The 25,262-nt window shown below is 66.3% G+C and carries 32 protein-coding genes and 1 pseudogene; 14 read left to right on the forward strand and 19 right to left on the reverse strand.

Features of this window, described 5'->3' with window-relative positions; all coding sequences use genetic code 11:
* Positions 1-4: 4 nt before the first annotated feature.
* Positions 5-931, reverse strand: a complete 927-nt coding sequence (locus AC0QDI_RS20095; protein ID WP_474671194.1) for an ABC transporter ATP-binding protein — start codon at positions 929-931, stop codon at positions 5-7.
* Positions 928-1,785 (reverse strand): ABC transporter permease, encoded by an 858-nt coding sequence (locus tag AC0QDI_RS20100; RefSeq protein WP_474671196.1) that lies wholly within the window; start codon positions 1,783-1,785, stop codon positions 928-930. The genes AC0QDI_RS20095 and AC0QDI_RS20100 overlap by 4 nt, the downstream gene beginning before the upstream one ends.
* A gap of 139 nt (positions 1,786-1,924) precedes the next feature.
* On the opposite strand from AC0QDI_RS20100, the gene AC0QDI_RS20105 reads away from it, so the two are divergent.
* Complete coding sequence (locus tag AC0QDI_RS20105) at positions 1,925-2,950, forward strand: zinc-binding dehydrogenase (protein WP_474671198.1); 1,026 nt, start codon at positions 1,925-1,927, stop codon at positions 2,948-2,950.
* A gap of 102 nt (positions 2,951-3,052) precedes the next feature.
* The gene (locus AC0QDI_RS20110) at positions 3,053-3,373 is read left to right on the forward strand and encodes a DUF7977 family protein (RefSeq protein ID WP_474671200.1); all 321 of its coding nucleotides are present in this window, start codon (positions 3,053-3,055) and stop codon (positions 3,371-3,373) included.
* Positions 3,374-3,431: 58 nt separating this feature from the next.
* Here the strand turns inward: AC0QDI_RS20110 and AC0QDI_RS20115 are convergent, their stop codons facing one another.
* Complete coding sequence (locus AC0QDI_RS20115) at positions 3,432-3,749, reverse strand: DUF7853 family protein (protein WP_474671202.1); 318 nt, start codon at positions 3,747-3,749, stop codon at positions 3,432-3,434.
* Positions 3,750-3,935: 186 nt separating this feature from the next.
* Here AC0QDI_RS20115 and AC0QDI_RS20120 point away from each other — a divergent pair, with 186 nt between their 5' ends.
* Both AC0QDI_RS20120 and AC0QDI_RS20125 read left to right on the forward strand, forming a co-directional pair.
* Positions 3,936-5,024, forward strand: a complete 1,089-nt coding sequence (locus AC0QDI_RS20120; protein WP_474671204.1) for a hypothetical protein — start codon at positions 3,936-3,938, stop codon at positions 5,022-5,024.
* Positions 5,024-5,770: a class I SAM-dependent methyltransferase gene (locus tag AC0QDI_RS20125; RefSeq protein ID WP_474671206.1), complete on the forward strand. Its 747-nt coding sequence runs from the start codon at positions 5,024-5,026 to the stop codon at positions 5,768-5,770. The genes AC0QDI_RS20120 and AC0QDI_RS20125 overlap by 1 nt, the downstream gene beginning before the upstream one ends.
* A 381-nt stretch (positions 5,771-6,151) precedes the next feature.
* Here AC0QDI_RS20125 and AC0QDI_RS20130 read toward each other — a convergent pair whose 3' ends face one another.
* A complete protein-coding gene (locus AC0QDI_RS20130; protein ID WP_474671208.1) occupies positions 6,152-6,538 on the reverse strand; it encodes a PadR family transcriptional regulator in 387 nt (128 codons plus the stop codon).
* Positions 6,539-6,764: 226 nt separating this feature from the next.
* Here AC0QDI_RS20130 and AC0QDI_RS20135 point away from each other — a divergent pair, with 226 nt between their 5' ends.
* A complete protein-coding gene (locus AC0QDI_RS20135; protein WP_474671210.1) occupies positions 6,765-7,037 on the forward strand; it encodes an ArsR family transcriptional regulator in 273 nt (90 codons plus the stop codon).
* A gap of 7 nt (positions 7,038-7,044) precedes the next feature.
* Positions 7,045-7,311 carry an ArsR family transcriptional regulator gene (locus AC0QDI_RS20140; protein WP_474671212.1) on the forward strand — a complete coding sequence of 89 codons (267 nt, stop codon included), beginning with the start codon at positions 7,045-7,047 and terminating at the stop codon, positions 7,309-7,311.
* 291 nt (positions 7,312-7,602) lie between these two features.
* On the opposite strand, the gene AC0QDI_RS20145 is transcribed toward AC0QDI_RS20140, so the two are convergent.
* Positions 7,603-7,794, reverse strand: coding sequence for a hypothetical protein (locus AC0QDI_RS20145; RefSeq protein WP_474671214.1), 192 nt, complete (start codon positions 7,792-7,794; stop codon positions 7,603-7,605).
* A 141-nt stretch (positions 7,795-7,935) separates the two neighbouring features.
* On the opposite strand from AC0QDI_RS20145, the gene AC0QDI_RS20150 reads away from it, so the two are divergent.
* Together AC0QDI_RS20150 and AC0QDI_RS20155 are read left to right on the forward strand one after the other, a co-directional pair.
* Positions 7,936-8,286 carry a transcriptional regulator gene (locus tag AC0QDI_RS20150; RefSeq protein ID WP_474671216.1) on the forward strand — a complete coding sequence of 117 codons (351 nt, stop codon included), beginning with the start codon at positions 7,936-7,938 and terminating at the stop codon, positions 8,284-8,286.
* A gap of 1 nt (position 8,287) precedes the next feature.
* Positions 8,288-8,635 carry a DUF7521 family protein gene (locus AC0QDI_RS20155; protein WP_474671217.1) on the forward strand — a complete coding sequence of 116 codons (348 nt, stop codon included), beginning with the start codon at positions 8,288-8,290 and terminating at the stop codon, positions 8,633-8,635.
* Between the two features lie 16 nt (positions 8,636-8,651).
* On the opposite strand, the pseudogene AC0QDI_RS20160 reads toward AC0QDI_RS20155, so the two are convergent.
* The 7 genes and pseudogenes from AC0QDI_RS20160 to AC0QDI_RS20190 all read right to left on the reverse strand — a co-directional run.
* Positions 8,652-8,792: pseudogene (locus AC0QDI_RS20160) on the reverse strand (prenyltransferase); the annotation flags it as partial.
* Positions 8,793-8,808: 16 nt separating this feature from the next.
* Complete coding sequence (locus tag AC0QDI_RS20165) at positions 8,809-9,297, reverse strand: halocyanin domain-containing protein (protein ID WP_474671219.1); 489 nt, start codon at positions 9,295-9,297, stop codon at positions 8,809-8,811.
* A 218-nt stretch (positions 9,298-9,515) separates the two neighbouring features.
* The gene (locus tag AC0QDI_RS20170) at positions 9,516-10,574 is read right to left on the reverse strand and encodes a glycoside hydrolase family 15 protein (RefSeq protein ID WP_474671221.1); all 1,059 of its coding nucleotides are present in this window, start codon (positions 10,572-10,574) and stop codon (positions 9,516-9,518) included.
* Positions 10,571-11,293 (reverse strand): class I SAM-dependent methyltransferase, encoded by a 723-nt coding sequence (locus AC0QDI_RS20175; RefSeq protein WP_474671223.1) that lies wholly within the window; start codon positions 11,291-11,293, stop codon positions 10,571-10,573. The genes AC0QDI_RS20170 and AC0QDI_RS20175 overlap by 4 nt, the downstream gene beginning before the upstream one ends.
* A gap of 1 nt (position 11,294) precedes the next feature.
* A complete protein-coding gene (locus AC0QDI_RS20180; RefSeq protein WP_474671225.1) occupies positions 11,295-12,668 on the reverse strand; it encodes a glycosyltransferase family 4 protein in 1,374 nt (457 codons plus the stop codon).
* A 202-nt stretch (positions 12,669-12,870) separates the two neighbouring features.
* Positions 12,871-13,431 carry an NUDIX hydrolase gene (locus tag AC0QDI_RS20185; protein ID WP_474671227.1) on the reverse strand — a complete coding sequence of 187 codons (561 nt, stop codon included), beginning with the start codon at positions 13,429-13,431 and terminating at the stop codon, positions 12,871-12,873.
* A gap of 89 nt (positions 13,432-13,520) precedes the next feature.
* Positions 13,521-14,480, reverse strand: a complete 960-nt coding sequence (locus tag AC0QDI_RS20190) for a diacylglycerol/lipid kinase family protein (protein ID WP_474671229.1) — start codon at positions 14,478-14,480, stop codon at positions 13,521-13,523.
* A 54-nt stretch (positions 14,481-14,534) separates the two neighbouring features.
* Between AC0QDI_RS20190 and AC0QDI_RS20195 the strand changes: the two genes are divergently transcribed.
* Complete coding sequence (locus AC0QDI_RS20195) at positions 14,535-15,254, forward strand: PHP domain-containing protein (RefSeq protein WP_474671231.1); 720 nt, start codon at positions 14,535-14,537, stop codon at positions 15,252-15,254.
* Positions 15,255-15,276: 22 nt separating this feature from the next.
* Here AC0QDI_RS20195 and AC0QDI_RS20200 read toward each other — a convergent pair whose 3' ends face one another.
* Entirely contained in the window at positions 15,277-15,555 is a 279-nt protein-coding gene (locus AC0QDI_RS20200; RefSeq protein ID WP_474671233.1) for a hypothetical protein, read from the reverse strand.
* Between the two features lie 123 nt (positions 15,556-15,678).
* Entirely contained in the window at positions 15,679-16,092 is a 414-nt protein-coding gene (locus tag AC0QDI_RS20205) for an Lrp/AsnC family transcriptional regulator (RefSeq protein WP_006430489.1), read from the reverse strand.
* Between the two features lie 102 nt (positions 16,093-16,194).
* On the opposite strand from AC0QDI_RS20205, the gene carA reads away from it, so the two are divergent.
* Positions 16,195-17,274, forward strand: a complete 1,080-nt coding sequence (gene carA / locus AC0QDI_RS20210; RefSeq protein ID WP_474671236.1) for a glutamine-hydrolyzing carbamoyl-phosphate synthase small subunit — start codon at positions 16,195-16,197, stop codon at positions 17,272-17,274.
* Positions 17,275-17,444: 170 nt separating this feature from the next.
* On the opposite strand, the gene AC0QDI_RS20215 is transcribed toward carA, so the two are convergent.
* Positions 17,445-18,635, reverse strand: coding sequence for an ABC transporter substrate-binding protein (locus AC0QDI_RS20215; protein WP_474671238.1), 1,191 nt, complete (start codon positions 18,633-18,635; stop codon positions 17,445-17,447).
* A 109-nt stretch (positions 18,636-18,744) separates the two neighbouring features.
* Complete coding sequence (locus AC0QDI_RS20220) at positions 18,745-19,533, reverse strand: SIMPL domain-containing protein (RefSeq protein ID WP_474671240.1); 789 nt, start codon at positions 19,531-19,533, stop codon at positions 18,745-18,747.
* 133 nt (positions 19,534-19,666) lie between these two features.
* Here AC0QDI_RS20220 and cysK point away from each other — a divergent pair, with 133 nt between their 5' ends.
* Entirely contained in the window at positions 19,667-20,596 is a 930-nt protein-coding gene (gene cysK, locus AC0QDI_RS20225; protein WP_474671242.1) for a cysteine synthase A, read from the forward strand.
* 120 nt (positions 20,597-20,716) lie between these two features.
* Here the strand turns inward: cysK and AC0QDI_RS20230 are convergent, their stop codons facing one another.
* Together AC0QDI_RS20230 and AC0QDI_RS20235 are read right to left on the reverse strand one after the other, a co-directional pair.
* Complete coding sequence (locus tag AC0QDI_RS20230; protein ID WP_474671244.1) at positions 20,717-21,667, reverse strand: glycosyltransferase family 2 protein; 951 nt, start codon at positions 21,665-21,667, stop codon at positions 20,717-20,719.
* Positions 21,668-21,719: 52 nt separating this feature from the next.
* Positions 21,720-22,427, reverse strand: a complete 708-nt coding sequence (locus AC0QDI_RS20235) for a class I SAM-dependent methyltransferase (protein WP_474671246.1) — start codon at positions 22,425-22,427, stop codon at positions 21,720-21,722.
* 224 nt (positions 22,428-22,651) lie between these two features.
* Between AC0QDI_RS20235 and AC0QDI_RS20240 the strand changes: the two genes are divergently transcribed.
* From AC0QDI_RS20240 to AC0QDI_RS20250, 3 genes are all read left to right on the forward strand, one after another.
* The gene (locus tag AC0QDI_RS20240; protein WP_474671247.1) at positions 22,652-22,933 is read left to right on the forward strand and encodes a MarR family transcriptional regulator; all 282 of its coding nucleotides are present in this window, start codon (positions 22,652-22,654) and stop codon (positions 22,931-22,933) included.
* Between the two features lie 114 nt (positions 22,934-23,047).
* Positions 23,048-23,899, forward strand: a complete 852-nt coding sequence (locus tag AC0QDI_RS20245; protein ID WP_474671249.1) for an MBL fold metallo-hydrolase — start codon at positions 23,048-23,050, stop codon at positions 23,897-23,899.
* Between the two features lie 30 nt (positions 23,900-23,929).
* Positions 23,930-24,604, forward strand: coding sequence for a YkgJ family cysteine cluster protein (locus AC0QDI_RS20250; protein WP_474671251.1), 675 nt, complete (start codon positions 23,930-23,932; stop codon positions 24,602-24,604).
* A gap of 238 nt (positions 24,605-24,842) precedes the next feature.
* Here AC0QDI_RS20250 and AC0QDI_RS20255 read toward each other — a convergent pair whose 3' ends face one another.
* Positions 24,843-25,253 carry a TRAM domain-containing protein gene (locus tag AC0QDI_RS20255; protein ID WP_474671253.1) on the reverse strand — a complete coding sequence of 137 codons (411 nt, stop codon included), beginning with the start codon at positions 25,251-25,253 and terminating at the stop codon, positions 24,843-24,845.
* Positions 25,254-25,262 lie beyond the last annotated feature (9 nt).

Here is a 25,262-nt window from a genome sequence, read left to right on the forward strand (position 1 = left end):
CCGGTCATCGGTGATCGGCGGTAGTCGATGTCGACGGGCCGTTCGTGTAGTACGTGAAGAGGTCGGTGTAGGTCGGTTCGGCGATCGCGAGCGCCGTTCGATCGATCCCCGATGTGGCCGCGAGTTCGTCGAGTACCTCTCCCGAATTATCTGCAACCGCGTCCTCGTACTGTGATGGGACGAACCCGCGGATGTTCCCGGCCACCGCGAACGGCTCGCCGTCGACGACCGCCGCGAGCGCGCTCGCGTTCGATGCACCCGTCTCGAGGACGGGCGGCACCGACGCCAGCAGTTCGTCAGGCGTTCCGGTCGCGACGATCCGACCGTCCGCGAGGAAGGCGATTCGGTCGGCGATGTCAGCGGTCATCGGTCGGTGGCTGGCGACGACGATCGTCTTTCCCGCGGCCTGTTTCTCGCGGAACAGCTCGTGGACCGCCGGGATCGTCGCGAGATCGAGTGCCGCGGTCGGCTCGTCGAACAGGTACAGCGGGACGTCGATGCTGGCGGCGATGGCGAGCTCGAGTTTCCGCACCATTCCGCCGGAGTAGTCCACGACGGTCTTGTCGAGGTCGCCGGCGAGCCCGAGCCGTTCGACGTGCGTGCGCCAGTCGTCCGTGAACGCCGGATGGAGCCGGCGATAGAAGTGGACGGTTTCCCGACCGGTGAGCTTCTCGAGGGCGAGCGCGTCCTGCAGGAGAAAACTCGTCGTGTCCGCGCGGGCCGTCGCTGGCTCGCCGAAGACGTCGACGCTGCCTGCGGAGGGACGCTCGCTGCCGGCGAGACAGGAGAGTAACACCGATTTGCCGGCCCCGTTCGGCCCCATCAGAACGAGGAGTTCGCTGTCCTCGATCGTGAGATCGACGTCCTCGAGGACGCCCTCCTCGCCGAAGGACTTGCGGACGCCGTCGACGGTCGCGACCGGATCGGTCACGGCCACCACCCCTGGTCGTAGAGCATTCGATTCACGAGCACCGTTCCGGCGACGACTGCGAGGACCGCATAGATGGCCAGCAACGCGAGGAATCTCGGCCCGATCGGCATCGCAGGCGGTGCGATGCCGAGCCCCGTCCAGCTCTCGGCCGGGACGAGGTGAGCGATAAGCAGTCGAGTCGGGAGCGTGTTCGGGAGATAGTTCAACACCGGGCCGTCGATCACCGATTGCGCCGGAACGGCACCGTTGATCCCGGTCAGGATGAACGTCGTGACGGCGACGAACGTGGTCGCCACCGTCGCGACCTGTTTGTTCCCCGCGGCGATCACGAACGGGATCGCGACGACCATCCAGAACAGACAGCTCAGCACGCCGGCGACCAGGACGATCGGCACCGATTCGGGGCCGCGGAGGCCGTAGGACGCGCCGGTGGCCAGCCCGGCGACGATCGTCGCGGCGAACGCGCCCGCCGCGAGGACGAGTCCGGCGGTCATTCGGCCGGTCAGTTCGGCCGACGGCGAGATGGGCATCGATCGATAGGCGACGTAGCGCCGGTCCTCGAGGTCGGTCGCGAGCTGGTTTCCGAAGATAAAGAGACAGACGAACATCGACCCGAGGACACCGATTCCGATGGACGCGCTCGCATCGGCCGTGGCAGTCGTTCCGTCCCCCTGCACCGTCTGAAGCGAGTACATAAACGCGGGGAATGCGAGTACCCACAGCAGCATGATCCCGCTGTTTCGCACCTCCTGCAGATTCCGGCGGGTGAACGCGCCGGCCTGCTCGAGCCAGACGCGCCACCCCACGCCCGCCTCCCGTTCGATCTCGGACGCCGCCTCCGTTTCAGTTGCCATCGGTTTTCCGTTATCTCGACACGCCCCTGACAGATAACGGTTTATAGTGCAACGTCGCTTTCAGTACGAACCGATTGCGGCGAATACGGCATGCTGGTAGCCCAACTGTTATGGCCGGCGTTTCCGTTGCCCACCGTACATGCAGGCAGTCCAATTCGCGGAGCACGGCGACAGGGACGTCATCGAGTACGGCGAGTATCCCGATCCCGAGGTCGATCGGGACGAGGTGCTGGTCGACATCAAGGCGGCCGCGCTCAACCATCTGGACATCTGGACGCGACGGGGGATGCCAGGGATCGATCTCGAGATGCCACACATTCCGGGCAGCGACGGTGCAGGCGTCGTCGACGAAGTCGGCGAGGACGTGACCCGCTTCGAGGCGGGCGATCACGTCGCGCTCTCGGCCGGCGTCGGCGATCTGCGGATGGACGATCCGACGCTCGATCCGCGCTTTCACATCATCGGCGAGCACGTCACCGGCGTCCACTCCGAGTACGCCGCGATCCCCGAAGATAACCTGATTCCCGTCCCCGACCACGTCGACTGGGCGGTCGCCGGCTCGAGCTCGCTGGTCTTCCAGACCGCCTGGCGGATGCTCATCGAGCGCGCCGACCTCGAGGCCGGCGAGTCGGTGCTCGTATTGGGTGCCAGCGGCGGAGTCGGCCACGCTGCCCTTCAGATCGCCGACTACGCGGGCGCGGAGGTGTACGCGACCGGCAGCACCGAGGAGAAGCTCGACTACGCCGAGGAACACGGCGCGGATCACGTCTGTAACTACGAGGAGGATGACTTCGCGGACTGGGTCCTCGAGGAGACGGGCGGTCGCGGCGTCGACGTCGTCGTCGAGCACGTCGGCGCACCCACCTGGCAGAACTCGCTCAAGAGTCTGACCAAGGGCGGGCGACTCGTCACCTGCGGGGGCACCGGCGGCGGCAACCCCGAGACGGACATTCCGCGCATCTTCTGGAACCAGCTGCAGATCATCGGCTCGACGATGGCCACGCCAGATCAGGTCGACGACGTGCTGGAACTCGTCTGGGACGGCACGTTCGAGCCCGCCATCCGCGAGGAACTGCCGATGAGCGAGACCGCACGCGCCCACGAGATCATCGAGAACCGCGAAGGGTTCGGCAAGGTCGTCGTCCGGCCGGACAGCGAACTCTAGCCGGGAGCGATCGAGGCCCGCCGAATCGACACCGAACGCGTTCGGAGACCGGCGGCGGGGGAACCGTGAGTGCTTTCACTGCGCGCTCGCAACGAATCGGTAGTGAGCTCGAGCGACGACGGCGGCTACGTCCACGATCCGGCGGCGGTCGACGCCGATACGGACCGCGAACGGGGAGCCGATGGACCGTCCGATAGCGGGCGGGACCACGAACCGGTCCACCCCGCGACGGCCGACCGGGAGTTCGACTGGCGCGGTTGGACCCTCGTCGCCGTCATCGTCTTCGCGTTTCTCGTCGCCCCGATTGCGATTTACCTCGTCCCGCCCGGGGCGGAGGGCTACCGCTTCGCGCTGTTGATCGTCCCGCTGGCACCCGCTATTTTGCTCGCGATTACGGCCGTCTGGGCGACGACGCGGCCCTGAGCACGGCTGCCCGTGGGCTGTTCGACGACGAATCGCGTGACTACAGAAAAGAACGGGCTTAGACCTCGGCTTCGCGGACGACCTCGAGCCGGTCGAGGACGGTCGAGCCGTCGCTCACGTCCCGGGCCGGCGTCTCCTCGCGGTCGACGTACGTCGCCAGTTCATCGTAGAGGCGGTCGGCCTGTGGGCCGGTGAGTCGCTCCGTGTCGCCGTCGGCCTCGAGCGTCTCGAGTAGCTCGAGGGTCCACTCGGGGGGCAACTCGTCGATCTCGAGGGCCTCGTCGAGGCGCTTCGAGAGGGCGTAGTGGGCGACCCATTGCTCGTCTCGGGTGAGCGTGACTTCGTACGTCTCGGTTTCCGGTGGTGAGGAGCTCATATCGTCAGACGGGACCTGTTTCGGTGGTCCTCAGACGTGGCTACGAACAGGGATGTAATAAGCCTTGTTACCGCATGCCATAGTTGCGACGGGGTCGGGGTTTCGTCCAATCGAGGCGAACGGTCCGTTTCCCGATCAAAAGCTACTAACAGAACCGCATCCAGAGCAGAGACAGGTGCAGCGTTGATGGATCTCGAGACGGTTTCCGAGCGAATCGCGACCGGTCGCATCGGCCACGCGGTCTCGCGACTGGTCCCCGCGACCCCCATCTGGGAGCGCGAGTGGGACGTCTGCTGCGTGCTCGACGGCTGCCGTCTCGATCTCATGCGAGAACTGTCCGCGGCCGGCCACGACGCGCTTCCGGGCCCCGAGGCGGTGGACTCGCTGTGGTCGGTCGGCTCCCAGTCCGCGGAGTGGATGGACCGAACCTTCGCGCCGCGGTACCGCGAGGAGATGGCCCGGACCGCCTACGTCACCGGCAACCCCTTTTCGTCGCAGTCCTGCGAGCACATTCTCGTCACGTCCGGCGACGTCCTGCCGCTCGACGCCGACGATTTCGGCGTCTTCCACGAGGCCTGGCGCGACGAGTGGGTCGACGACGACATCTCGACGATCCCGCCCGCCCCCCTCACGGACGCCGCGATCGCGATCTGGCGGCGCCGCGAGGAGTTGGATATCGACCGCGTGCTCGTCCACTACATGCAGCCCCACGCGCCCTTCCGGTCGGAGCCGGGGTGGTTCTTCGGCTCGGCCGACATCGAGCACTGGGGGCAGTTCGCCGACGGCGACTCGTCCGCGGCGGACGACGACTTCGATCCCGACGAGCTCTCGCCCGCGGAACGCGAGGCCCTCGAGGCGCTCGCCGAAGCCGAGGCCGAGAGCGACGACGAGGCGGATTCGATGAACGATCCCTGGATGCGCCTGCGCGACGGCGACTTTTCGTTCGAGGCGGTCTGGACGGCCTACCGGGACAACCTCGAGTGGGTCCTCGACGACGTCGCTCGACTGCTCGCGAACTGCGACGGGCGGGTCGCGATGACCAGCGACCACGGGAACGGGCTCGGCGAGTTCGGCGTCTGGTCGCACCCGCCCGGGACGCCGGTCCCCGCGCTCCGACGGGTTCCCTGGGTGGTCCGCGACGGGCGGGACCGGGAGACCTGCGATCCCGCACTTCCCGAGGGAATCCGCGAGGGCGGGACGAGCAGTGTGGACGATGCGGACGGCGGGGAGAGTGCGGAGATCGAATCGCGACTCGAGGCGCTGGGCTACCGGTAATGGTCTCGAGCACGCTCAGAGATGCGATCTACGCCGTTCGGAAGGCCCGACTGGGCCTCGAGCGCCGGCGACTCGACTACGGCCGGGAGACCCGCGAGCGGGCCGACCGGTTGGCCGCCGTGCTCCCCGCCTCGGCGGCCGAACTGCGCGAGTACGAGCGAGAATATGAAGATCTCGAGTGGTTCCACGACAGCTACGCGGACCGCGTGGCGGAGATCCACGAGGCCGGCGTCGCCACCGACACGACCCACTGGCGCGACGGGGTGACGCTCTACGTCGTCTGTCGCGCGCTCGAGGTCGAGACCGTCGTGGAGACGGGGGTGCTGTTCGGCTCGTTCGACGCGCACATTTTGGCGGCGATGTGCGAGAACGGCGGTGGAACCCTGCACGCGGTCGACCTACCCGGCGGGCCACCGGGGCCGTTCGAGTACGGCCACCTGATCCCGGATCGATGTCGCGACCGGTGGGAACTCCATCGGGGCGATGCGCGGGACGTTTTGCCCGGGCTGCTCGAGCGCGTCGGCCCCCTGAACCTGTTTCTTCACGACTCGGACCACCGGCTGCCCCATATGCGATTCGAGTACGAGGCGGCGCTGGATCATCTCGCGGCGGGTGGTGTGCTCGCGAGCCACGACGTTCGGCTCTCGAGGCTGTTCGATCGGTTTACCGCGGAAAACGGGGTAGACGCGTGCGTAGTCTGTGATACGGGGATCGGACGGGTGCCTCCCTCGAGCAACGTGGATTAAGCGCGTCTGAACTCGATACCGATCCGATCGGGGGTCGTCGAGACGATGCCGCGTCGCACCGAGACAGTGACTGGATTCTTGAGGGTATTCGGCAGCCGATCATCGTTCCGACGGCCATCCGGACTGGCTAACCGATACGTGGTGGCGCGCGCTGTCGGCCGACCGAGCGTCGCGAGGGCGGCCGACGCCATTGCGCGAGGGATGAGCGAACGCTAGTGAGCGAATCGGCTGGGGAGGGCGTGGCGATCCCGTGTTGCCACGATAGCAGGACGCTTCTTCGTCGTTATCCCCTCCAGAACACACCGTTCGATAATCGTCTCCATCGAACAGAGCAGTTGGCCCCGAACGGGCCGAAAACACGGATCGTGGTTCCCATCCCGATCAGTCACGCCGGAGGTCACAGAGCGCGGCGAGGCGTTCGGCGCGCTGGATGAGCAGCGCGCGCCCGGCACCCGTGAGCCCGTAGGCGGTCACCCGCTCGTCAGAGTCGTCGCGTTCGGCGAGGAGGTCGCGCCCGACGAGCGCGCGCAGGTTCGGCTCGAGCCGGGCGCGGCTGACCGCGGGATACCGGCGCTCGAGGGTCCAGGTGATCCCCGAGGGGTAACAGCGCTTGCCGTCGCGCTCGCGGCGGGCGACGGCCTCGAGACAGTCGCGCTGGAAGGCGGTGAGTTCGATCCAGGCGCGTCGGCCGTCTTTCGGCGGGTAGTTGGGGGGTGATGCGTCCGCTCGAGCGGGGCGTTCACGGCCCCGCGAATCGTGGTCGGGCATGGCTTTCTGTGGACTACGGAAGCCACGCGGGCCGGTGGTTAGGCACTGGGTCCGCCTTCTCTCTCGAGGACCGATTCGAGTAGTCGTGGGTCCGTCTGGCTTCCATACTCTATTACCAGATAGGGAGTATTATAATTAACCTATATGGGGCCAAGTAGCCCCCATCTGGTGGCATTCATCTGCATGCCACCTGAAGTTATCATAGGAAAGCGAGACAACCGATTGAATGCGCCCGCTGGTTTCGTGGATGACGAAGTCTGATCCTGCAATTCTCGAGATCTTCGAGGAAGCAGGAATTGCGATCCCGCCAGCAGTTGCAGAATATAATTTAGTAGGTATATCGAAATCTACAGTAAAAAGACGTCTTCCGGTGTTAGTGGTCCACGGCTTGTTGGAGAAAGTCGACGAAGACCGGGGCTATTACCGAATTACGGATCGAGGTCGTGCCTACCTTGAGGGAGAGTTAGATGCCGATGATCTCGAGCCATCTAAGAGCTGATTCCTGAATGCGCCCGCTGGTTTCGTGGATGACGAAATCCGATCCCGCGCTGCTCGAATTCTTCGAGGAAACGGGGATAGCAATGCCACCAGCGGTGGTTTCGTACAACATCGACGGTGTCTCTCATCCGACGGTCAAGCGTCGACTTCCGGTCTTGGAAGATCACGGACTTCTCCGAAAAGTCGACGACGATCGGGGCTATTACCGAATTACGGATCGGGGTCGCGCCTATCTCGAGGGTGAATTAGAGAGCGAAGACCTCGAACCATCATAACAAGAGAGCATCGCAGGTGACCACCCGCCACCTGATATATTCGCACACACGACCCTGCGGGTCCTATTTTTCGACCTTACTAAATTGCCGATCTTGGGCCTCAAACGCGCCCGTGTAAGCTCTTCAGACAAAAGAGACTGCCCTACCGATAGAGCGTCTTACGAGATGCACGCGACAAATCACGATCCGTGTGCATAGTCAAGAATTGGGCTCTGTCAGCGTGCAACCCTCGGGCAATTGAATCTGAGAGAGCAATAAAGCGGGTCGCGGCGAGTGGAGAAGCGGCCCGGATTACGACGGCCAGTTCCGCTTCTTTCGCACGCCCTCGGGCTTGAGCGAGATTGAGTCTACCTCGACGCCGTGTTCCTGCAAGCGCCGGAACGTCTGCTCGTCGATTTCGCTGCAGGCCCCTTCGATCGAGAGGCGGAGTTCATTGCCATCGTCCGATAGCTCGGCGTCCCAGATGATGAAGTCCCATTTCATCGTGAACACCGGGCTTTCGCCCGTCCGCAACCGGGCGTAGTCCCTCGACGTGGATAAACCCGAAACGCATTTGCAGGTCATGCAAACGCGGCGCACCCGTCGTTTTTAACGCGTCGCCGTCGACACGACACTCGAAGGTCAATGGACGTCGATACCCAGGAGATCCTCGAGGCGATCGGGAGCGAAGATGCCAGGGAGATGCTCGCGCTCGCCAGTCTCGAACCGATGTCAGCCGACGACCTCGAGGTGGAACTCGACGTATCGCTCACCACTGTCTACCGGCACACGGAGGAACTGGTTGAGCTGGAGTTTCTGGAGGAGGAGACGGAGATCTCCCCAGATGGAAACAACTATCGCATCTACGAGACGGCCGTCCGTGAGATCACGTTCGAGATTACCGACGGCGAGTTCCGCCTCGATCTGCAGTACCGGGACGACGTGATCGACCGGTTCGGGCGCCTGTGGCGCTCGCTGGGAGGCGATACTCCGTAGCATGTCGCCGATAGGCGAGGCGGCGGTGCTCCAGACGGGTCAACCGCCCGAGGTCTGGCTGTTCACCGTGATCAATCTCCTCACCTTCGCGCTGGGACTGCTCCTGACGGTCATCGCGTTTCAGGCTTACCGCCGCGAGGGCATCCGGACGTTCCTGCTCGTCAGCGCCGGTTTCTCGTTCGTGACGATCGGCACGATCATCGAGATGGTGTACGAGTTCGGCGTCAACGACGCTCTCGACACCGGGCTGACCGCGTTCGGGCGAGAACTCTATCTTCTCCGGACCGCCGAGGGACTGTTCATCACACTTGGACTGTTGCTGTTCGTCTACTCGCTCAGGGAGATCTGAGTCGGAGTTCCGACGGTCGCGCCGAATCGCCGGTCACGACGCCACAGAGGACGGGGTAAAACCAGTTCATCGCGTAGCGAGACTTGCTCTCCCAGGTGCGGTCGAACCGGTCGGGTCACGAGCGGATCGCTTCGCCGAGGTGGGTGTGGGCCTCGACCGCGGAAGGGGTCCTCCTATTCGACGACGACCGCTCCCTTCATCCCCTGTTGGCGATGGGGCTCGCAGACGTAGAGGTACGTCCCGGTGTCTTCGAACTGGTGTTCGAACGTGAATCCCTCCTCGTCGGTGATATCGGTCTCGAAGACGGGTTCGTCCGCGCCGGTCGCGTCCTCGATTTCCAGCTCTTCCTCGTCTTCGGGAACGTGGACGACGTTGTGGCCGCCTCCTTCGCCGGTCCACTCCCAGACGACCGTCGCGTCTTGATCGATGCGAATCGCGGGCGGATCGAACTGGTAGCCGTCGTCTCCGGCCCCGACGTCGACCGTGACCTCGTCCTCGCCCGTCAGGTCCTCGGTCTCTTCGTAATTTTCGACGTCTTCGAACCAGTCGCCGTAATCCGGCTCTTCGGCGTCGTCTTGGGCGCTCGCGGCGGCGCTGAAACCTCCCAGTGCGATACTCGAGCCGACGAGTTTGATCGTCGTTCGCCGCTTCAGTCGGTCCATACCGAAACCGGTGCTGGCTATCGAGTAAAACCGAGTCCTTACGCTTGCAACGAGGGCCATCGATCGATAGTCGGGAGGCGTACCGTCTCGACCGACGAACGGGTGACGCGAGCGTCGTGTCACGCGTCCGTACTGACCGACCGGCATTCGGCGTCGCTTAGCCGCACTCCGCGAGAAGCGGGAATCGGACCCGGTCACCGAGAGCCGTCGGATCGCGGTTACTCCGGTCGCGGAGCGGTAAAGAGGTCGGCGGCCGGCGAGAGCCCCGACAACGCATCGGCGGCCAGCACCGCCGCACCCGCCGTCCACGTCGGCCGCTCGCCCGGCCAGAACTCCTCGTCTTCGAACTGATACCCCGTCCAGAAGACCCCCTCGTCGTCCGTCCACTGGAACAGCCACTCGAGGATCTCACGCGCGCGCTCCGTCCGCCCGACCGCGGCCAGCGAGACCACGAGTTCGCAGGACTCGGCGACCGTCACCCACGGTTCGTCGGAGACGCACCGACAGCCCAGCCCCTCCTCGAGGAATCGGTCCATCCCCTCCTCGAGCCGATCCCGCGCCGAATCGCCGGTCTCCACGCCACAGAGGACGGGGTAGAACCAGTCCATCGCGTAACGGGACTTGCTCTCCCAGGTGCGGTCGAACCGGTCGGGCCGCGAGCGGATCGCCTCGCCGAGGCGGGTTCGGGCCTCGAGCCACCGGTCGCGGCGCTCCTCGTGACCGAGTTCGCCGGCCGCGGCCGCGCCGCAGGCCAGACTCTTGTAGAGCGAGGCGCAGCCCGAAATCAGGGCGTCCTCGTAGACCTCACCGTCCGCGCCGACGGTCCAGTAAATTTCGCCGGTCGAGGCCTGCTGGTCGCACGCGAACTCGACGGCGTCCCGGACGGTCGGCCACAGTTCCTCGAGGAACTCCCGATCCTCGGTACAGCGATAGTGGTGCCAGGCGCCGACGGCGACGTAGGCGCTGCGGTGGGTCTCCTTGCGCGGCTCGTCGCCGGCGTGGGCACCGTCGTCGTCCTCGTCAGGCTCGCCGTAGGTCGCCCAGAGCGCGCCGTCGTCGTGCTGGGCGTCGGCCACCCAGCGGTACGCGCGGCGAGCGGCCTCGTGGCGGCCGCCGACGGAGAGCCCCATCGCGCTCTCGACGTGATCCCAGGGGTCGGCCGGGCCGTCGGGATACCAGAGAACCAGCCCGTCCGACCGCTGCACGCGCTCGATGTACTCCACCGCGGGCTCGAGCCCCCACTCGGCCAGCGACTCCGCCGACGACACGTTGCTCACGACCGCCCCTCCAGCTCGAAGTAGTAGACGACGCTCTTGCCGAGCACGGGATCGAGCGCTTCCTCGAGCAGGCGGACCGGCCGCGGCGACTCCATGACGTCCCACTCGAGGAAGCGGTCGTAGGCCCGCAGGGGCAGCGGCGGCTCACCCCGCTCGTCGCGCTCGCGCCAGAGACACTTGAGCCACCAGTAGGGGGCGTGCAGCGCGTGGGCGAAGTGGCCGTCGACGCGCCGGAACCCGCGGCGCTCGATGGCCGCCTGCAACTCCTCGCGATCGAAGATGCGGACGTGCCCGCCCTCGACCTCGTGGTACTCGTCCGACAGCGCCCAACAGACCCGCTCGGGACCCGCTCGAGGCACGCTCACCGTGAGCGTCCCCCCCGGCGCGCAGACCCGCCGGAGCTCGTCCACCGCCGCCTCGTAGTCGGGGATGTGCTCGAGCACTTCGGTACAGCAGACGACGTCGAACGCGCCGTCCTCGAAGGGCAGTCTGAGCGCGTCCCCCGAGAGGTAGGTGACCGGCACGTCCGTCTCGCCGGCGATGTACTCCTCGTAATCTGCCCGCGCGGCCGCCAGGCTCTCCCGCTCGAGGTCGAGCCCCACGACTTCCGCGACGTTCTCGAGGGCGGCGGCGTGGACGTGCCTGCCCTCGCCGCAGCCGACGTCGAGGACGCGCATCCCCGGCGTCAGCGTCACGCGGTCGAAATCGATCGTCTCCATCTCAACCCCCCTGTTCGCGCGTCTCGATGGCGGTTCGGTACGTCTGCACGGTCTCCCGGGCGGCCCGCTCCCAGTCGAACTCCTCGACGATTCGCTCTCGCCCCCGTTCGCCCAGCCGACGGCGGCGGTCGTCGTCCTCGAGCAGGTCGCGAACGGCCCCGGCCAGCGCGTCCGAATCGCCCGGTTCGACGAGGACGCCGGCGTCGCCGACCACTTCGGGAAGCCCCCCGCCGGTGGTCGCGACGACCGGGACGCCACAGGCCAGCGCCTCGCCGGCCGGGAGGCCGAAGCCCTCGTAGATCGAGGGAACCACGGCGACGTCGGCACTCCCGTAGAGGTCGACCATCCGCTCGTAGCTGATCTCGCTGTGGGTTTCGATCGCGTCCGCGAGCCCCAGTTCCGAGACGAGGCGCGCGCAGTCGCCGCCCTCGTCGAACTCGCCGACGACGACGAGTTCGGCGTCGATCGTCTCGCGGACGGCCGCGAACGCCTCGAGCAAGTGCCGGGTCCCCTTCAGGGGAACGTCGGCGCTGACGGTCGTCATCACGCGCGGTCGATCGGAATCGGGAGCGCGATCGACGGGTTCGAACAGGTCGGTGTCGATGCCGTTATGGACGACGCGGATCGACTCGGGATCGGCGCCGAAGTCGGTGACGGTGCGGTGCTTGGCCGACTCGGAGACGGTCAGGACGTGGGGAAGCTCCCGGACGACCTCGCGTTGCATCCGGAGGAAGCTGTACCACCGGCGGATCAACAGCCGCTCGGTCCGGTCGTCCGCCGCCGCGAGGGCGGCGTCTCGGTCGACGGTGATCGGGTGGTGGACGGTCGCCACGACGGGGTGGCCCCGGTCGCGGAGCGCGTGGAGGCCGTGACAGAGCGACTGGTTGTCGTGGACGACGTCGTATGCGGGCTGGTGTTCCTCGAAGTAGTCGACGACCTGCCGACCGAAAACGTAGGGGTCCGGAAAGCCGCCGGTGAGCGCGCTCAGCCACTCGTAGAGCGCGAGCGGATCGCGCAGGTACGACGGCTCGAACTGGCCGAGCCGGTCGAGTTCGTCGACGACGTTCTCGCCGGGCAGTTTCACCAGCCCGACGCCGTCGTCGAGGTCCGGATAGGGTTTGCCCGAGAGCACGTCGACCGAGTGACCGAGATCGGTCAGCGCTCGGCTGAGATACTTCACGTAGACTCCCTGCCCCCCGGAGTACGGGTTCGAACGGTAGCTCAACAGACAGATATCGAGCGGCTCGTCGGTCCCGGCGGCCGACTCGAGCGACGGCTCGGAGTCGGTCGTCCCCGCGGCCGTCGCCCCCCCTGTCGACGCGGACGAGGAAATCACACTCCCCCGAAGAAGCCGTCTGAACGTGCCAATGACCATCGCAGTCTATCCTGCATGTATGGGCACTCCCTCATAAACCTCCCGCTCGTGTACTGTTTCTTGACAGTGTTCGGTTCGGCGACGCGACTGCACCGAGGGACGGTCGTCGAGCGGGGACCGGCCGACGGTTCCCTCGAACGATCGACACGTGGTCCGAACGCCGACGACGCGAAACCGGTGTGATCGGGGCGGATCGATCCCCCTATCGAACGTCCCGGCGCATCGCGATCTCGAACCACGGGCAGAGTCGGAGCTGTCGGTACCACTCCGGATTCGAGTGGAGTCGCTCGTAGGGAACCCACATCAGGCCGGCGACCTCCTCCTCGTCGGGGTCGAGGCTGCGATCGGACAGCGTCACCTGGAGGACGGCACAGACCTCGTGCTCGACGCCCGCGTTCTCGAAGTAGCGCTTGTACTCGAAGCGGTCGGTCAGTCGCAGGTCGTCGTACTGGTCGGGCGAAATCCCCAGTTCCTCCTCGAGGCGCTGGCGGGTCGCTTCCTCCTGGCTCTGGCCCTCGACGGGATGGGAGGCGACGGTGCCGTCCCAGTAGGTGCCCCAGAGGCGTTTGCCCGGCGCTCGCTGGGCGAGCAAGACGTTCCCCTCGCCGTCGAAGACGAGCGAGGTGAACGCTCGGTGTCGAATCCCGTCGCCGGTGTGGGCGTCGAGTCGGTTGACTAACTCGAGTTCGGTGTCGTCGGCGTCGACGGCGATCACGTCCTGTCCCGCGTTCTCGTGTTGCAGGTCCTCGTTCGGCGTGCTCATATCCGCACAATTACGGCGGTTCGTGAAACCAGTATCGTCTCGCCTCGGTCGTTTCGAATCGATACCGTCGGTCATCGATCCGTCCTCGATCACCGATCCGTCCCCGTCTCGAGGGGCCACAACTCCCCCTCGTCCGGATCCGGCTGATACCCGTCCCCGACGGGGATCGTGAGCGCATTCGGTTTCGTCTCCAGATGCAGGCGCTCGGTCTCGAGCATCTCGCCGTCGAGGCTGTACTCGACGGACTCCCCGCGGCTCTCGATCGTCAGCGACGGCGTCCGGCGGCGAACGATGTGCGTGCTCTCCTGTCCGAACAGCCCCTCGAGGGCCGCGCCGCCGAGCAGGTTCGTCGTCGCGGCGTCTTCGACGATCGTGACCTCGAGCAGGCCGTCCTCGACGTCGGCCTGTGCGGTCCGCGCGCCGGTGAACCGGCGACAGTTCCCGATGAGGACGAACAGCGCCTCGCCTTCCCACGCCTGCGCTTTCTCGCCGTTCGGCCCCGCGGCCGTCTCCGCTCGCAGCGGGAGCGAGTCGAACTCGCCGACCGTCTCGAGCGTGTTCTTCACGTACGCGAGCACGCCCAACTCCGCCTTGCTCTCCGTCGTCGTCTCGCTGCTCGCCTCGGCGGTGATGCCGCCGACGCAGGAGTTGACGAAGACCCGGTCGTTCGCCGTCGCGACGTCGATCGACCGTCGGCGACCGTCTTCGATCACCGCAAACGCGTGCTCGAGGCCCCGAACGCCGATGTTCGCCGCGAAGTTGTTGCCCGTCCCCGCCGGGACGACGGCGACGGTCGTCGTCTCGAGGGCGTCCGCCGCTGCCACGCCGTTGACGACGGCGTTGAGCGTCCCGTCGCCACCGGCCGCGGCGACGAGGTCGGCGTCGGGCGCGGCGTCGCGGGCGAACCGCGTCGCGTCGCCGGCTTCCTCGGTCTTTCGAATCTCGAAACCGCGGTCGGTCGCGAGTTCGATGACGTCGTCGACGTGCTCCCCCGACCCGCTCACGGGATTGCAGACGAGAACGCGGTCGCTCGCCTCGCCGGATGACATACTGCAGTGCATGCCGGCCGCACGCAAAAGGGTCTGCCCGGCGTTTGCCCCACTATGTACTCGGTCGACCTCCACGCGCACACGCGATTCTTCCACGGCCGCCGGTCCCTCGGGGATCGATTCGACCCGATCGGCGTCAGGTTGCTCACCGAAGCGGCCGAACGCCGCGGCCTCGAGGGCGTCGCGACGACCAACCACGATTACTACACGGCGTTCGACCCCTCGCCGGACGTCGAGACCCTGCCGGGGATCGAGATCACGACCGACCGCGGCCACGTCCTCGTCGTCGGCCCCGACCCGCCCGCGGCGACGAAACCCGGCGCGCTCTCCCCCGAGGAGGCGGTCGCGCTGGCCCACGACCGCGACTGCGCCGCGATCGTCGCCCACCCGTTCCGGAACAGTACGGTGCGGGAACTCGACGACGTGCCCTTCGACGCGATCGAGGTCAACGGCAAACACCCGCGCTCGAGGCCGCTCGTCGAGCAGTTGGCGGACGACCGAGACCTGCCGCTGGTCGGTGGCAGCGACGCCCACTACCCCTTCGAGGTGGGTCGAGCGTACACGGTCGTCGAGGCCGATCGGCTCACGCCCGCGTCGATCGTCGATGCGATCCGCGACGGCCGCGTGAGCGCGCGCGTCTCGAGGTCCGGATTCGACCGGCTACTGCGCAAGGGGTATCGGGCGATCCACAACCGCAAACAGGTGATCGACGCGATCGAACGGCCGACGCCGGGCGTCGGGACGCCGCCGGGTGAGGAGGAGAAAGCCGACTGAGAGGGATCCCGCGCGAGCGCCGTCACCCGCCGGGTCGCCTGAACGTGTAGGTCACGTCGTCAGCGTCGACCGTGAGCGATCCCGCGTCGTGATTCACGACGAGGTCGACCGCCCCTCGTCGCTCGAAATCGTGGAGCGGCATCCCCGTGCTGACGCGTCCGGTCCGCGAGATCTCGAGGTGGGCGGAGCCGAAGTCGATCCGAATCCGGTCGTCGCCGGCAGTCACGTCTCCGGCCTCGCCGAACCGGCGCAGTTCGTCGGTCACTGCGTCCCAGTCGCTGAGGTGAATCCGGTTTGCCATCGGTCCGTAAACGACGGCCGCGAACTAATACCCGGGCGACGGATTCGGGTTCATAGTTCGGGACTACCCCGTACGGCTACCCGACGGGTTCGGGGAACCCGACTCCGCGTTCGAACGATCGGCCTACCCGAGCTCTTCGTCTAGAATCAGCCGCGTCTTGGTGCTCACGACCTCCTCTTGATCGCGAGCCTTGGTGATGAGATCGTTGACCCCGCGCGTGTCCGCGGCGTCGACCACGAGGACGACGTCTTGCTCGCCCGAGACCATCCAGACGAAGTCGACCTCGTCCCACTCCGCCATCCGCTCGGAGACGCCCTTGGTGTCGACGTCGACCGCGACGCTGATCTCGAGCATCGCCTGCACGTTGCCGGTCCGGGTCGAAATCGTGAAGCGTTCGATGACGTCGTCGTCCATCATCCGCTCGACGCGATTGCGGACGGTTCCCTCGCTCGTCCCGACCTCGTCGGCGATCTCGGTGTACGGCGTCCGGGAGTCTCGCCGGAGAATATCGAGGATCTGTCGGTCCAGGTCGTCCATGGAGATGCGTCCCTACGCGTGGCCCGCACTTACCGATTACGAAAATCGTAACTGAGCTTCGAAGACAACACTTATGATGGTCCATCCGATACGTAGATCGTAATGACGGAAGCCTACGTCGCACTGGAAGGCGGTCACGTACTCGAGGGGCGTGGTCGTGCTGACGGGACAGCCCGCGGCGAAATCGTATTCACGACGGCCTATACCGGCTACGAGGAGAGCCTGACGGATCCCTCCTACGAGGAGCAGATCCTCACGTTCTCCTACCCGCTGATCGGTAATTACGGCGTCCGCGAGGAGCGGTTCGAGGACGACCGCGTTCACCCGCGCGCCGTGCTCGCGAAGGAACTCACCGAGGACGTCGTCGACTGGCTCGCGAGCGAGGGCGTCCCGGCGGTCGACCACCTCGACACCCGCGACGTCGTCACCGACATCCGGGACGGCGGCGCGATGAAGTGTGGCATCGCCGTCGGCGAGGACGTCACCGAGGAGGACGCCCTCGAACAGCTCGAGCAGTGTAAGGCGATGAGCGACCACACCGACATCGGCGCGCAGGTCAGCGTCGACGAACCGGTCGTCCACGGAGAAGACAACGACGGGGAGACGGTCGCCCTGATCGACTGCGGCGCGAAGGGCTCGATCATCAGCTCGCTGCTCGAGCGCGACGCGACGGTCCACGTCTTCCCCTACGATGCAGCCGTCGCCGACGTCGAGGCCGTCGACCCCGACGTCCTGTTCATCTCGAACGGCCCGGGCGACCCGGTCAACTTCGGCCAGGCGATCTCCCTCGTCGAGGCGTTCGTCGAGGACACGCCGGTCGCCGGCATCTGTCTCGGCCAGCAGATCGTCGCCGAAGCGCTCGGCGGCTCCACCGAGAAGATGACCTTCGGTCACCGCGGCGTCAATCAGCCCGTCCTCGACCTCGAGTCCGGGCAGGTCGTCATGACCACGCAGAACCACGGCTACACCGTCGCCGAACCCGGCGAGCACCTCGAGGTCACCCAGATCAACGTCAACGACGACACGCCCGAGGGGATCGACGGCATCGAGTACGACGTGCTCACCCGTCAGTACCATCCCGAAGCGAATCCCGGGCCCGAAGACACCCTCGATTTCTTCGACGACGTGCTCGCCATGGCTTCCGAGCGAGCGGACACGCAGGCGGTTCCCGCCGACGACTGAACGTCGCACACTGACTGCAGACTGCAGCCGTTTTTCCGCCCGTTTCGCTACCGACTGATCGACACCGGTAGCGCCGTCTCAAATTTCGGCCCCGAAGCAGTGTAACTTCGGCCCCGAAGCGGTGTAACTCGAGGCGGTGTGATCGCCGATCGAGTTCGCGGTCCGCAGTCTCAGAAGTCCCCGGTAACGATATTCGCGACGCGATCGCGGTCGAACAGCCGTTCGTCCTCGGGAATCTCGGGGTAGGACTCGCCGGCTTCGTAGCCGGGCCACTCGCCGAACTGTTCGGGATAGAGCTGCTTGGCGGTCATCTCGAGCTGGAAGAGGTTCATGATCGGTCCCTGATAGCGCATGCCGCTGGCGACGACTTGGTCGTTTTCGACCGCGGTCAGGTCGCTGCCCGCGTCATGGGACTCCAGTTGCTCCCGAATGTCGTCGATGGAGTACTGCGACGTGATCCCCCAGACGTGGAGGATGACGTCCGGATCGGCCTCGAGCATCGTTTCGTAGCCGATGCTCCCCCAGTCGTCGTCCGGCCACTCGACGTCTTCGAGAGCGTCGTGTGCGCCGAGCGGTCGCGTTTCGGCCTGCCAGAAGCCGGGCGTGTTGAGGTGGTAGGTGTAGAAGACGTTCTCGGAGCCGTTGAACGTGACCCGAGCGACCGTCGGCCGTTCGCTCTCGGATGGCAGGTTCGACTCGATGTGCGATCGGATCCCCTCGTAGACCTCGTTGAGCGCCTCGTATCGTTCCGCTTCCTGAAAGACTGCCGCGACCTTCTCGAAGAGTTCCCAGAGCGTGTAGTACTCGTAGCTGTCTGCGTAGGCATCGGCCGGCTCGCTGTGAACGCCGCTGTGGTAGCTGCCGATCCACGGGCCGACCGTTTCGGCGATCTCGTCGATGTCCGACTCGTCCCAATTGCTTTGGGCCGTCAGAACGTATGAAGGGTCGAGGAAGTGAACGTCGCTCTCCTCGTTGTAGAGTTGTTCTTTCGTCACGCCGTTGCTGCCGACAAGCGGGTTCTCCAGTCCCTCCCACTCGAACGCGCTGACGCCCTCGAGCCGGTCGTAGAACTTGTTCATCGTCGTCCCCGACATCTCCGGGGCGAAGAGTGTCTGGATCGCGTCGCCGTGACCGAGTGCGACGGCCATGTCGGCATACTGCGTGAACGTGACGAACGCGTTCTCCGGGACGCTATCGAACTCGATCTCGCCCATCGGTGCCATCGACACCGTGTACGAGCCGTTTCCGTCCTCCGAGTCGCCGTCCCCGCCGAGACAGCCGGCCAGCGCTGCGCTTCCGGCCGCGATCCCCCCCGCTACGAACGCCCGTCGACTTCGATCGAACTCCCGGGTTGATTCCATGTGGTTTAGGCACGCCTAACAATTGTAAAAAGCGTTCGGTTTTAGGCAAGCCAAAAGCCCAATGTCGCGACACGAAACCCCCCTCACAACCGGTGTCGCGCCCCGTCGGTCACGCCGCGAACGCGTACGTGACCGTCACGCTGGCGCTGACGCTGACCGGCTCCGCGTCGATCTCCGTCGGCGGTGCTCCGCCGCTGCCCGCGTCGTCGGCGGTCGCGGTTTCGCGCCGAACCGAATGCACCTGCACGTCGCCGGTCGCGACGGCCGTCGTCCCCTCGAGTTCGACGCCGCGGTTGTCGGCGACGTGGCCCGCCTCCTCGTCGGCGTTCGAAAGCGCCGCGTCGATCGCGTCCTTCCGGCGTTCGGCCCGCGTCTCCTCTTTCAGGGTGAAGTTCACGGCCCCCACGTCGTCAGCACCGGCCTCGACCGCGCCGTCGATGACCTCGCCGACGCGGTCGACGTCGGTGACGGTCACCTCGAACGAGTGTGCCCCCTCGAACCCGTCGTCCGCCCGGCCGCGTGCCTGGTGGACGCGATACTGGCCTTCCTCGACGTTCTCCTCGGGGATCCCGAGGTCGTCGAACGCTGCACGAAGCGCTTCGGCGCCGTTCGAGAGCGCGTCGGTGACGGCCTCGGCGCTCTCGCCGGACGCCTCGACGCCGAGGCTGACGACCGCTCGGTCCGGCTCCGCTTCGACCTCCCCGCTGGCGCTGACCGTGATTTCGCCGTCCGCTTCAGTCGCGCTCGATTCCGATTCAGGAACGGTATCCGAATTCGATCCGGGTTCGTCGTCCGGTTCCGTTCCGGCGTCGCCGCTACTGAGCGGGCTTCCCGCACAGCCCGCCATCGCCGTCGTCAGGCCGATACTCGAGGCCGCGAGGAACTGTCGTCGGTCCATAGGTGATCGACCGCCGGAGACGGGAATAAACCCACCCCAAGCTCAAACGGCCCTTTGAGCCTCGAGCGTCCCCGCCGAGACCCGAAGACGTTCGGGGTAACTGGCAGTGGGGTGGCTCCGGTCGTCTGAACCGATGGACCGAACCGTCGAACCCGCAGCCGACGTCGATGCCGCCGAAACCGTCGCCGACCTGATCGGCGAGACGCCGCTATTGGGACTGGATAGCGTCGCCGACAACTGCTTCGGAAAGCTCGAGGCGGCCAACCCCTACTCGGTCAAGGATCGGATCGCTCGAGCGATCCTCGACGCCGCCGAGCGAGCGGGCGCGCTCGAGCCCGGCGGCACCGTCGTCGAATCGACGAGCGGCAATACGGGGATCGGGCTGGCGGCGGTTTCGGCCGCGCGCGGCTACGACTGCGTGCTGACGATGCCGGCCTCGATGTCGACCGAGCGCCGCCGGCTCCTTCGGGCGCTGGGGGCCGATCTGGAGCTCACGCCCGCCGAGGACGGGATGACGGGCGCCACGGAGCGCGCCGAGGCGATCGCTGCCCGACAGTTCGAGAACGAGGCCAACCCCGCGGTCCACCGGGAGACGACGGGGCCGGAGATCTGGGCCGCCACCGACGGTGCGGTCGACGCGGTCGTCGTGGGCGTCGGGACCGGCGGCACGATCACCGGCGTCTCGGCGTTCCTGAAAGAAGACCGGGGGAAACGCGAGGTCACGTCGGTCGCGGTCGAACCCGCCGCGTCGCCGACCCTCTCGGAGTGCAGCACCGAGGGCCACGACATCCAGGGGATCGGTCCCGGCTTCGTCCCGGATATCCTCCGGACTGAACTCGTCGACGAGGTCCGCGCCGTCGAGGCGGCCGACGCCAAAGCCGCGGCCCGGAAACTGGGTCGCGAGGACGGGCTGCTGGTCGGTATCTCTTCGGGTGCGGCGCTCGCCGCCGCCGCTGAATACGCGACCGACCATCCGGAGGAACTGGTCGTCGTCGTTCTTCCCGACACCGGCGAACGCTACCTCTCGACCGACCTGTACGAGTCCGACACCGACGAATGCTGACTCGCGGTCGATACGCACCGTTTCCGTCCGGTCACGTCGTCGGTGAGTGCCGGTCGCGGACTCGCCGGTCAGCGCCGATCGTAGCTATCGCCGGTCGGTGTCAGTCATCGATATCGCCGATCAGCGCCGGTCGTAGACACGAACCGCCCGGTCGTGGCGCTCGGCCAGCCCGTTGGGGTTGCGCCGACTCGAGCGATCCCGATACCGTGCGCGAACGCCGTCCCACAGGCCGCGCGTGATGTTCGTGACGACGGCCGTGCCGTCGGATACCCATCCCGTCGGCGTCGCCTCGCCCGCCGCCAGCCGACGGACGCCGGCGGCACCCTCCCCCAGCGCGCTGCCGGCGGTCCGGGCGAGGACGCTCGGCCGCAGTCCGTAGTTCTTCGCCAGTCGGTAGGACAGCGACCGGTAGGTCGCTCCCCAGTCCGGATCGGCCCGGCCGCCGTCGGAACGGAGTTCCGCCGCGGATCGCCCCACGTCGGTCGCCTCACCGCCGTCGGTCCCGATCTCGCGGCGGGCGGCCATGTCCGCGTCCCACGACACGTCGTACTCCAAGCCGGCCAGACGGTGAGCGCAATCGCGTTCGCTCGCTTGCTCGAGGTACTCGTCGAAGCCGTTCAGGGCCTCGAGAACGGACCGTTCGAAGGCGACGTTGCCGCTGTGAAAGTGGGTCACCGACCGACCGGCAACCTGTTGGGGTGACCGCCGGTCTCCGCTCGCGGGACCGCCGGTTACGGGGCCGGTGACGACGTCCGCCGCGCCGGCCATCGCTTCGTCGATGGCCGGATACCAGCTGTGATCGATCGCGTACTCGCCGTCGAGGAACGCGACGACGTCGCCGGTCGCGAGCTCGAGGCCGCCGTTTCGGGAGACGCTCGAGTTCCGTTCCGATATCTCGACGAGCACATCGACGTCGTCGCGGTCGCGGACGACGCCGGTCGTTCCGTCCGAGGAGGGGCCGTTCACGACGATGACCTCCGTCGATGACGGCGTTCGCTCCGCGAGGGCGTCGAGACACGACAGCAATCGCTCTCGGTCGTTCAGCGTCGAGACGACTACCGAGAGCTCCATACCCCCCGATAGGGGCTCCTGATAGTAAATAGATGGGATTCGGTTCGCTCGATCAGCGAACGCGTGCGTTCCAGTACGACACCGACGCGAAGTGGTCGGTGATCGGCAGTTCTCCGACGGCGTTGTCGAGCGCGCGCAGCGGCGACGCGAGGCCGTTGGGAATCGACCGATACAACCCGTAGGGGAGGAGGAAGTCGTCCTCGACGTCGACGAGCGTCAGATCGGTCTTCGCGAGCAAGACTGCGACCTCGCTCTTCGAGTAGAGTCGCGACCCCATCGGGAGCGCCCAGTTGTAGATGCTCCGCGACGAAAAGCGGTTGAACGTGTCGAAGACGATCTGATCGCGGGAGACGCGTCGCATCTCCGCCAGGAACGCCTCCGGATCGTCCGCGAGGTGGAAAAACCGCATCGCGATGACCGTATCGAAGTGATCGTCCGGGAAGGGGAGCCGTCCCGCGTCACCCCGGAGGAACTCGAGCGTACCCGCGATATCCGCGTTCCGAGCCTTCCGCCGTCCCTGCTGTAACATCGCCGCCGAGATGTCCAGCCCCACAACGTCCGCCCCCTGATGGGCCAACATGATCGTAAACCGCCCGGTACCACAGGCGATCTCGAGAACCTTCTTGTCCTCGACGGGCATGATGGACTCGAGGACGGCCGCTTTCTCCCGACGGTCGATCAGCTGACCGCCCCGGGAGAATCGCTTGTCGTCGTACTCCTCGGCGATGTCGTCGGCCTGGTACCACTCCTGTCCTTTCACACTGAGCGAATCTACTGTAGCGATGGGATAAAACGATACTGGAGTCCGTTGACGAATTGCTGCCGAAACGAAACCCGATTTTTGCCGTCCAGTGCGGTCATCGATGCCGAAAACCGACGATCGTATCTCTGTGTTAATACCTCATTCATATGCCTTATACAAACTGCATTATTCGTATCCACATATAGGGAAGCTTTACCATCGACGGTTTCGCTGCAGTAGGTATGAGCACGAGTACAGCCGAGGACCGTGGCGCCGCAGCCGAGGAATCCCTGTCGGAGGACGAATACCGCGACCGTCTCCGCGACCTGCCGCCAAGCGCGAAGCTCGTCGCGAAAGTGCTGGAGGCCGACTCGCCGCTTTCTCAGGGCCAACTCGCCGAGGAATCGCTGCTCCCCGACCGCACCGTTCGCTACGCGCTCAACCGGCTCGAGGACGTCGGCCTCGTCGGCTCGCGGTACAGTTTCCGCGACGCGCGCAAGCAGGTTTACTTCCTCAAGAACTAGCCGTCTGGTTCCGTCCGCCCGCCAATACGGTCTCCGCTGCTCGAGGGGATGGGGGACCGGTCGGCGTCGACACGTGCCGATACATCCTTTTTCGCTCGGTCGTACTGTCGAGCCATGCACGTCACTCGCTGTTCCGTCCCGGTCACGACGCGCGCTCCCGGCGGGGAGACCAACGCCTACCTCATCGGCGCGACGGGGTCGTCTCCGGCCGACGAGCGGAGGGAACGCGACGCCGCCCGCGATCCGGCGATACTCGTCGATCCGGCGGCGAGAACCGACGACCTCGATCGCCTGCTCGAGGAGCACACCGTCGAACACCTCCTCGTCACTCACACCCACCCCGACCACGTCGGCGCCGTCGAGGCGTACGCGGCCGAAACCGACGCGACGATCTGGGCCCGCTACGGCCGCGTCGACCGCTTTCGCGACGCGACGGGATGCGATCCCGACCGCACGTTCACGCCGGGGACGGCGATCCCCCTCGGCGACGAGCGCGTCCGAGTCCTCGACGCGCCGGGACACGCTCCCGATCACGTCGCGCTCGAGGCCGGCCACGGCGGGCCGATCATCTGTGGCGACTGCGCCGTCCGCGAGGGGAGCGTCGTCGTCGGCGCGCCCGAGGGGGACATGCGCGCGTACGTGACGACGCTGCGTCGCCTCTGGGCGGCGGATCCGCCGGTGCTCTATCCCGGTCACGGCCCCGAGATCGACGCTCCCCGGAAAACCCTCGAGCGCCTGCTCTCCCACCGGGCCGAGCGCGAGCAGCGGGTGCTCGAGGCGGTCACGTCGGGCGCCCAGTCGCTCGAGGAGATCCTCGAGTCGGCCTACGAGAAGGACCTCTCGGGCGTTCGCGACCTCGCGCGGGCGACGGTCGTCGCCCACCTCGAGAAACTCGCCGTGGAGGGCCGACTGGCGTGGGACGGCCAGCGGGCGACCGCGGTCGCGACCGACGCCGCGGACGACTGACTTTTCCGCATCGACTCCCTCCCCTCAGGTGTGCAATCGCTCGAAGCCGAACTCGACGACGCCCGCCGACTCGCGGTCGACGATCTCGCGGACGCGATCGAGTCGATCGGCTTCGAGTGTACCCGCTGTGGAGCCTGTTGCAAGGCCGACGCCGGGGACGACCACACCGCGACGGTGTTTCCGGACGAGGTGCGAGAGCTCGAGGAGAGCGACAGTTACGAGGGGGACTACGATTGGCGCGATATCGCCCGGCCGATGCCGTACGGCCTCTCGGAGACGGGAGACGGCGGTCTCGAGGGCGAGACCTTCGAGTGGGCGCTGCAGACCGACGCCTGCGGCGACTGTACCTTCTACGAGGAAGACGAGTCTGGAACCGGAGCCTGCGCCGCCCACGACGACCGCCCGCTCATCTGTCAGACCTACCCGTTCAGCGTCGCGCTCGCGGGAACCAGCCAGCCGATGGGCGAGGCTGTCGACGAGGCCGGCGTGGTGCGGGCCCACGAGTGCGAGGGGCTCGGCCGCGACATCTCTCGAGAGGACGCTGAGGCCCTCGCTCGAGCGCTCAAGGAACGAGCCGTTCGGGAACTCGAGGAGGCCATGGCCGTTCGAGACAACTACAAGCCCGCCGATCGCGACCCTGGCGAGATCGTCGTTCACGACTCCGAAGGTGCGAAACAGGTCGATGGGACGCCGCTCGAGGAGTGAGTAGCTCGGCAGATCGGTCGATAATCCGCGTTCCAGAACCCCTTCCAAATCGTTGCGACTCGAGTAACGAAACCACACAGAAACAGATAGTGGAGCGAATGGCGGTAAACCCAACTGTACGGCGCGCTTCGCGCGTCGTTTCGCCGAGCGCGAGCGGAGCGAGCGCTCGGCCTTTTTTGGTCGAGATTTTTTGCGTGAGGGGTCGGCTTCGCCGACCCGAACGCAAAAAAGGTCGTTTCTAGAACGTATCCTCGATAATTTCGCCGACGGCGAAGTTCGACTTGACCTCGGTGACTTCGATCTTGACGCGCTCGCCGACGTCCGCACCGGGAACGATGATGACGTAGCCGCGTTCGACGCGGGCGATGCCGTCGCCCTGCTTGCCGATGTCTTCGATCTCGACGTAGCGCGTTTCGCCGACGTCGACCGGTGGCTGCGGTTCCGACGGCGCGCTCTGGGCCGTCGCGGTCGTCGTTCCCTCGTCGGCGCTCGTCTCGTCCTCGCGCGAAATGAGCGCGACGCGGTAGATCTCGCCGGGGTCGACGTCGCCGGTCTCGATCTCCTGGCGCGGCACTTCGATGACGTATCGATCCTCCTCTTCCGAAACGTCCGTACTGAACAGACACAGCAGCTTTTCAGATATTTCCACAGGGAGACC

This window comes from Natrinema sp. LJW11 (genome assembly GCF_056135975.1).

Bases quoted from the DNA above. Each gene is read 5' to 3' on its own strand.
- AC0QDI_RS20195 (WP_474671231.1), top strand. From the start codon at position 14,535: ATGTACTCGGTCGACCTCCACGCGCACACGCGATTCTTCCACGGCCGC.
- AC0QDI_RS20240 (WP_474671247.1), top strand. From the start codon at position 22,652: ATGAGCACGAGTACAGCCGAGGACCGTGGCGCCGCAGCCGAGGAATCC.
- AC0QDI_RS20200 (WP_474671233.1), bottom strand. From the start codon at position 15,555: ATGGCAAACCGGATTCACCTCAGCGACTGGGACGCAGTGACCGACGAA.
- AC0QDI_RS20145 (WP_474671214.1), bottom strand. From the start codon at position 7,794: ATGAAATGGGACTTCATCATCTGGGACGCCGAGCTATCGGACGATGGC.
- AC0QDI_RS20120 (WP_474671204.1), top strand. From the start codon at position 3,936: ATGGATCTCGAGACGGTTTCCGAGCGAATCGCGACCGGTCGCATCGGC.
- AC0QDI_RS20100 (WP_474671196.1), bottom strand. From the start codon at position 1,785: ATGGCAACTGAAACGGAGGCGGCGTCCGAGATCGAACGGGAGGCGGGC.
- AC0QDI_RS20185 (WP_474671227.1), bottom strand. From the start codon at position 13,431: ATGAGCACGCCGAACGAGGACCTGCAACACGAGAACGCGGGACAGGAC.
- AC0QDI_RS20155 (WP_474671217.1), top strand. From the start codon at position 8,288: ATGTCGCCGATAGGCGAGGCGGCGGTGCTCCAGACGGGTCAACCGCCC.
- AC0QDI_RS20215 (WP_474671238.1), bottom strand. From the start codon at position 18,635: ATGGAATCAACCCGGGAGTTCGATCGAAGTCGACGGGCGTTCGTAGCG.
- AC0QDI_RS20230 (WP_474671244.1), bottom strand. From the start codon at position 21,667: ATGGAGCTCTCGGTAGTCGTCTCGACGCTGAACGACCGAGAGCGATTG.
- cysK (WP_474671242.1), top strand. From the start codon at position 19,667: ATGGACCGAACCGTCGAACCCGCAGCCGACGTCGATGCCGCCGAAACC.
- AC0QDI_RS20175 (WP_474671223.1), bottom strand. From the start codon at position 11,293: ATGGAGACGATCGATTTCGACCGCGTGACGCTGACGCCGGGGATGCGC.
- AC0QDI_RS20115 (WP_474671202.1), bottom strand. From the start codon at position 3,749: ATGAGCTCCTCACCACCGGAAACCGAGACGTACGAAGTCACGCTCACC.
- AC0QDI_RS20105 (WP_474671198.1), top strand. From the start codon at position 1,925: ATGCAGGCAGTCCAATTCGCGGAGCACGGCGACAGGGACGTCATCGAG.
- AC0QDI_RS20180 (WP_474671225.1), bottom strand. From the start codon at position 12,668: ATGGTCATTGGCACGTTCAGACGGCTTCTTCGGGGGAGTGTGATTTCC.
- AC0QDI_RS20135 (WP_474671210.1), top strand. From the start codon at position 6,765: ATGCGCCCGCTGGTTTCGTGGATGACGAAGTCTGATCCTGCAATTCTC.
- carA (WP_474671236.1), top strand. From the start codon at position 16,195: ATGACGGAAGCCTACGTCGCACTGGAAGGCGGTCACGTACTCGAGGGG.
- AC0QDI_RS20150 (WP_474671216.1), top strand. From the start codon at position 7,936: ATGGACGTCGATACCCAGGAGATCCTCGAGGCGATCGGGAGCGAAGAT.
- AC0QDI_RS20125 (WP_474671206.1), top strand. From the start codon at position 5,024: ATGGTCTCGAGCACGCTCAGAGATGCGATCTACGCCGTTCGGAAGGCC.
- AC0QDI_RS20130 (WP_474671208.1), bottom strand. From the start codon at position 6,538: ATGCCCGACCACGATTCGCGGGGCCGTGAACGCCCCGCTCGAGCGGAC.
- AC0QDI_RS20245 (WP_474671249.1), top strand. From the start codon at position 23,048: ATGCACGTCACTCGCTGTTCCGTCCCGGTCACGACGCGCGCTCCCGGC.
- AC0QDI_RS20140 (WP_474671212.1), top strand. From the start codon at position 7,045: ATGCGCCCGCTGGTTTCGTGGATGACGAAATCCGATCCCGCGCTGCTC.
- AC0QDI_RS20190 (WP_474671229.1), bottom strand. From the start codon at position 14,480: ATGTCATCCGGCGAGGCGAGCGACCGCGTTCTCGTCTGCAATCCCGTG.
- AC0QDI_RS20165 (WP_474671219.1), bottom strand. From the start codon at position 9,297: ATGGACCGACTGAAGCGGCGAACGACGATCAAACTCGTCGGCTCGAGT.
- AC0QDI_RS20220 (WP_474671240.1), bottom strand. From the start codon at position 19,533: ATGGACCGACGACAGTTCCTCGCGGCCTCGAGTATCGGCCTGACGACG.
- AC0QDI_RS20205 (WP_006430489.1), bottom strand. From the start codon at position 16,092: ATGGACGACCTGGACCGACAGATCCTCGATATTCTCCGGCGAGACTCC.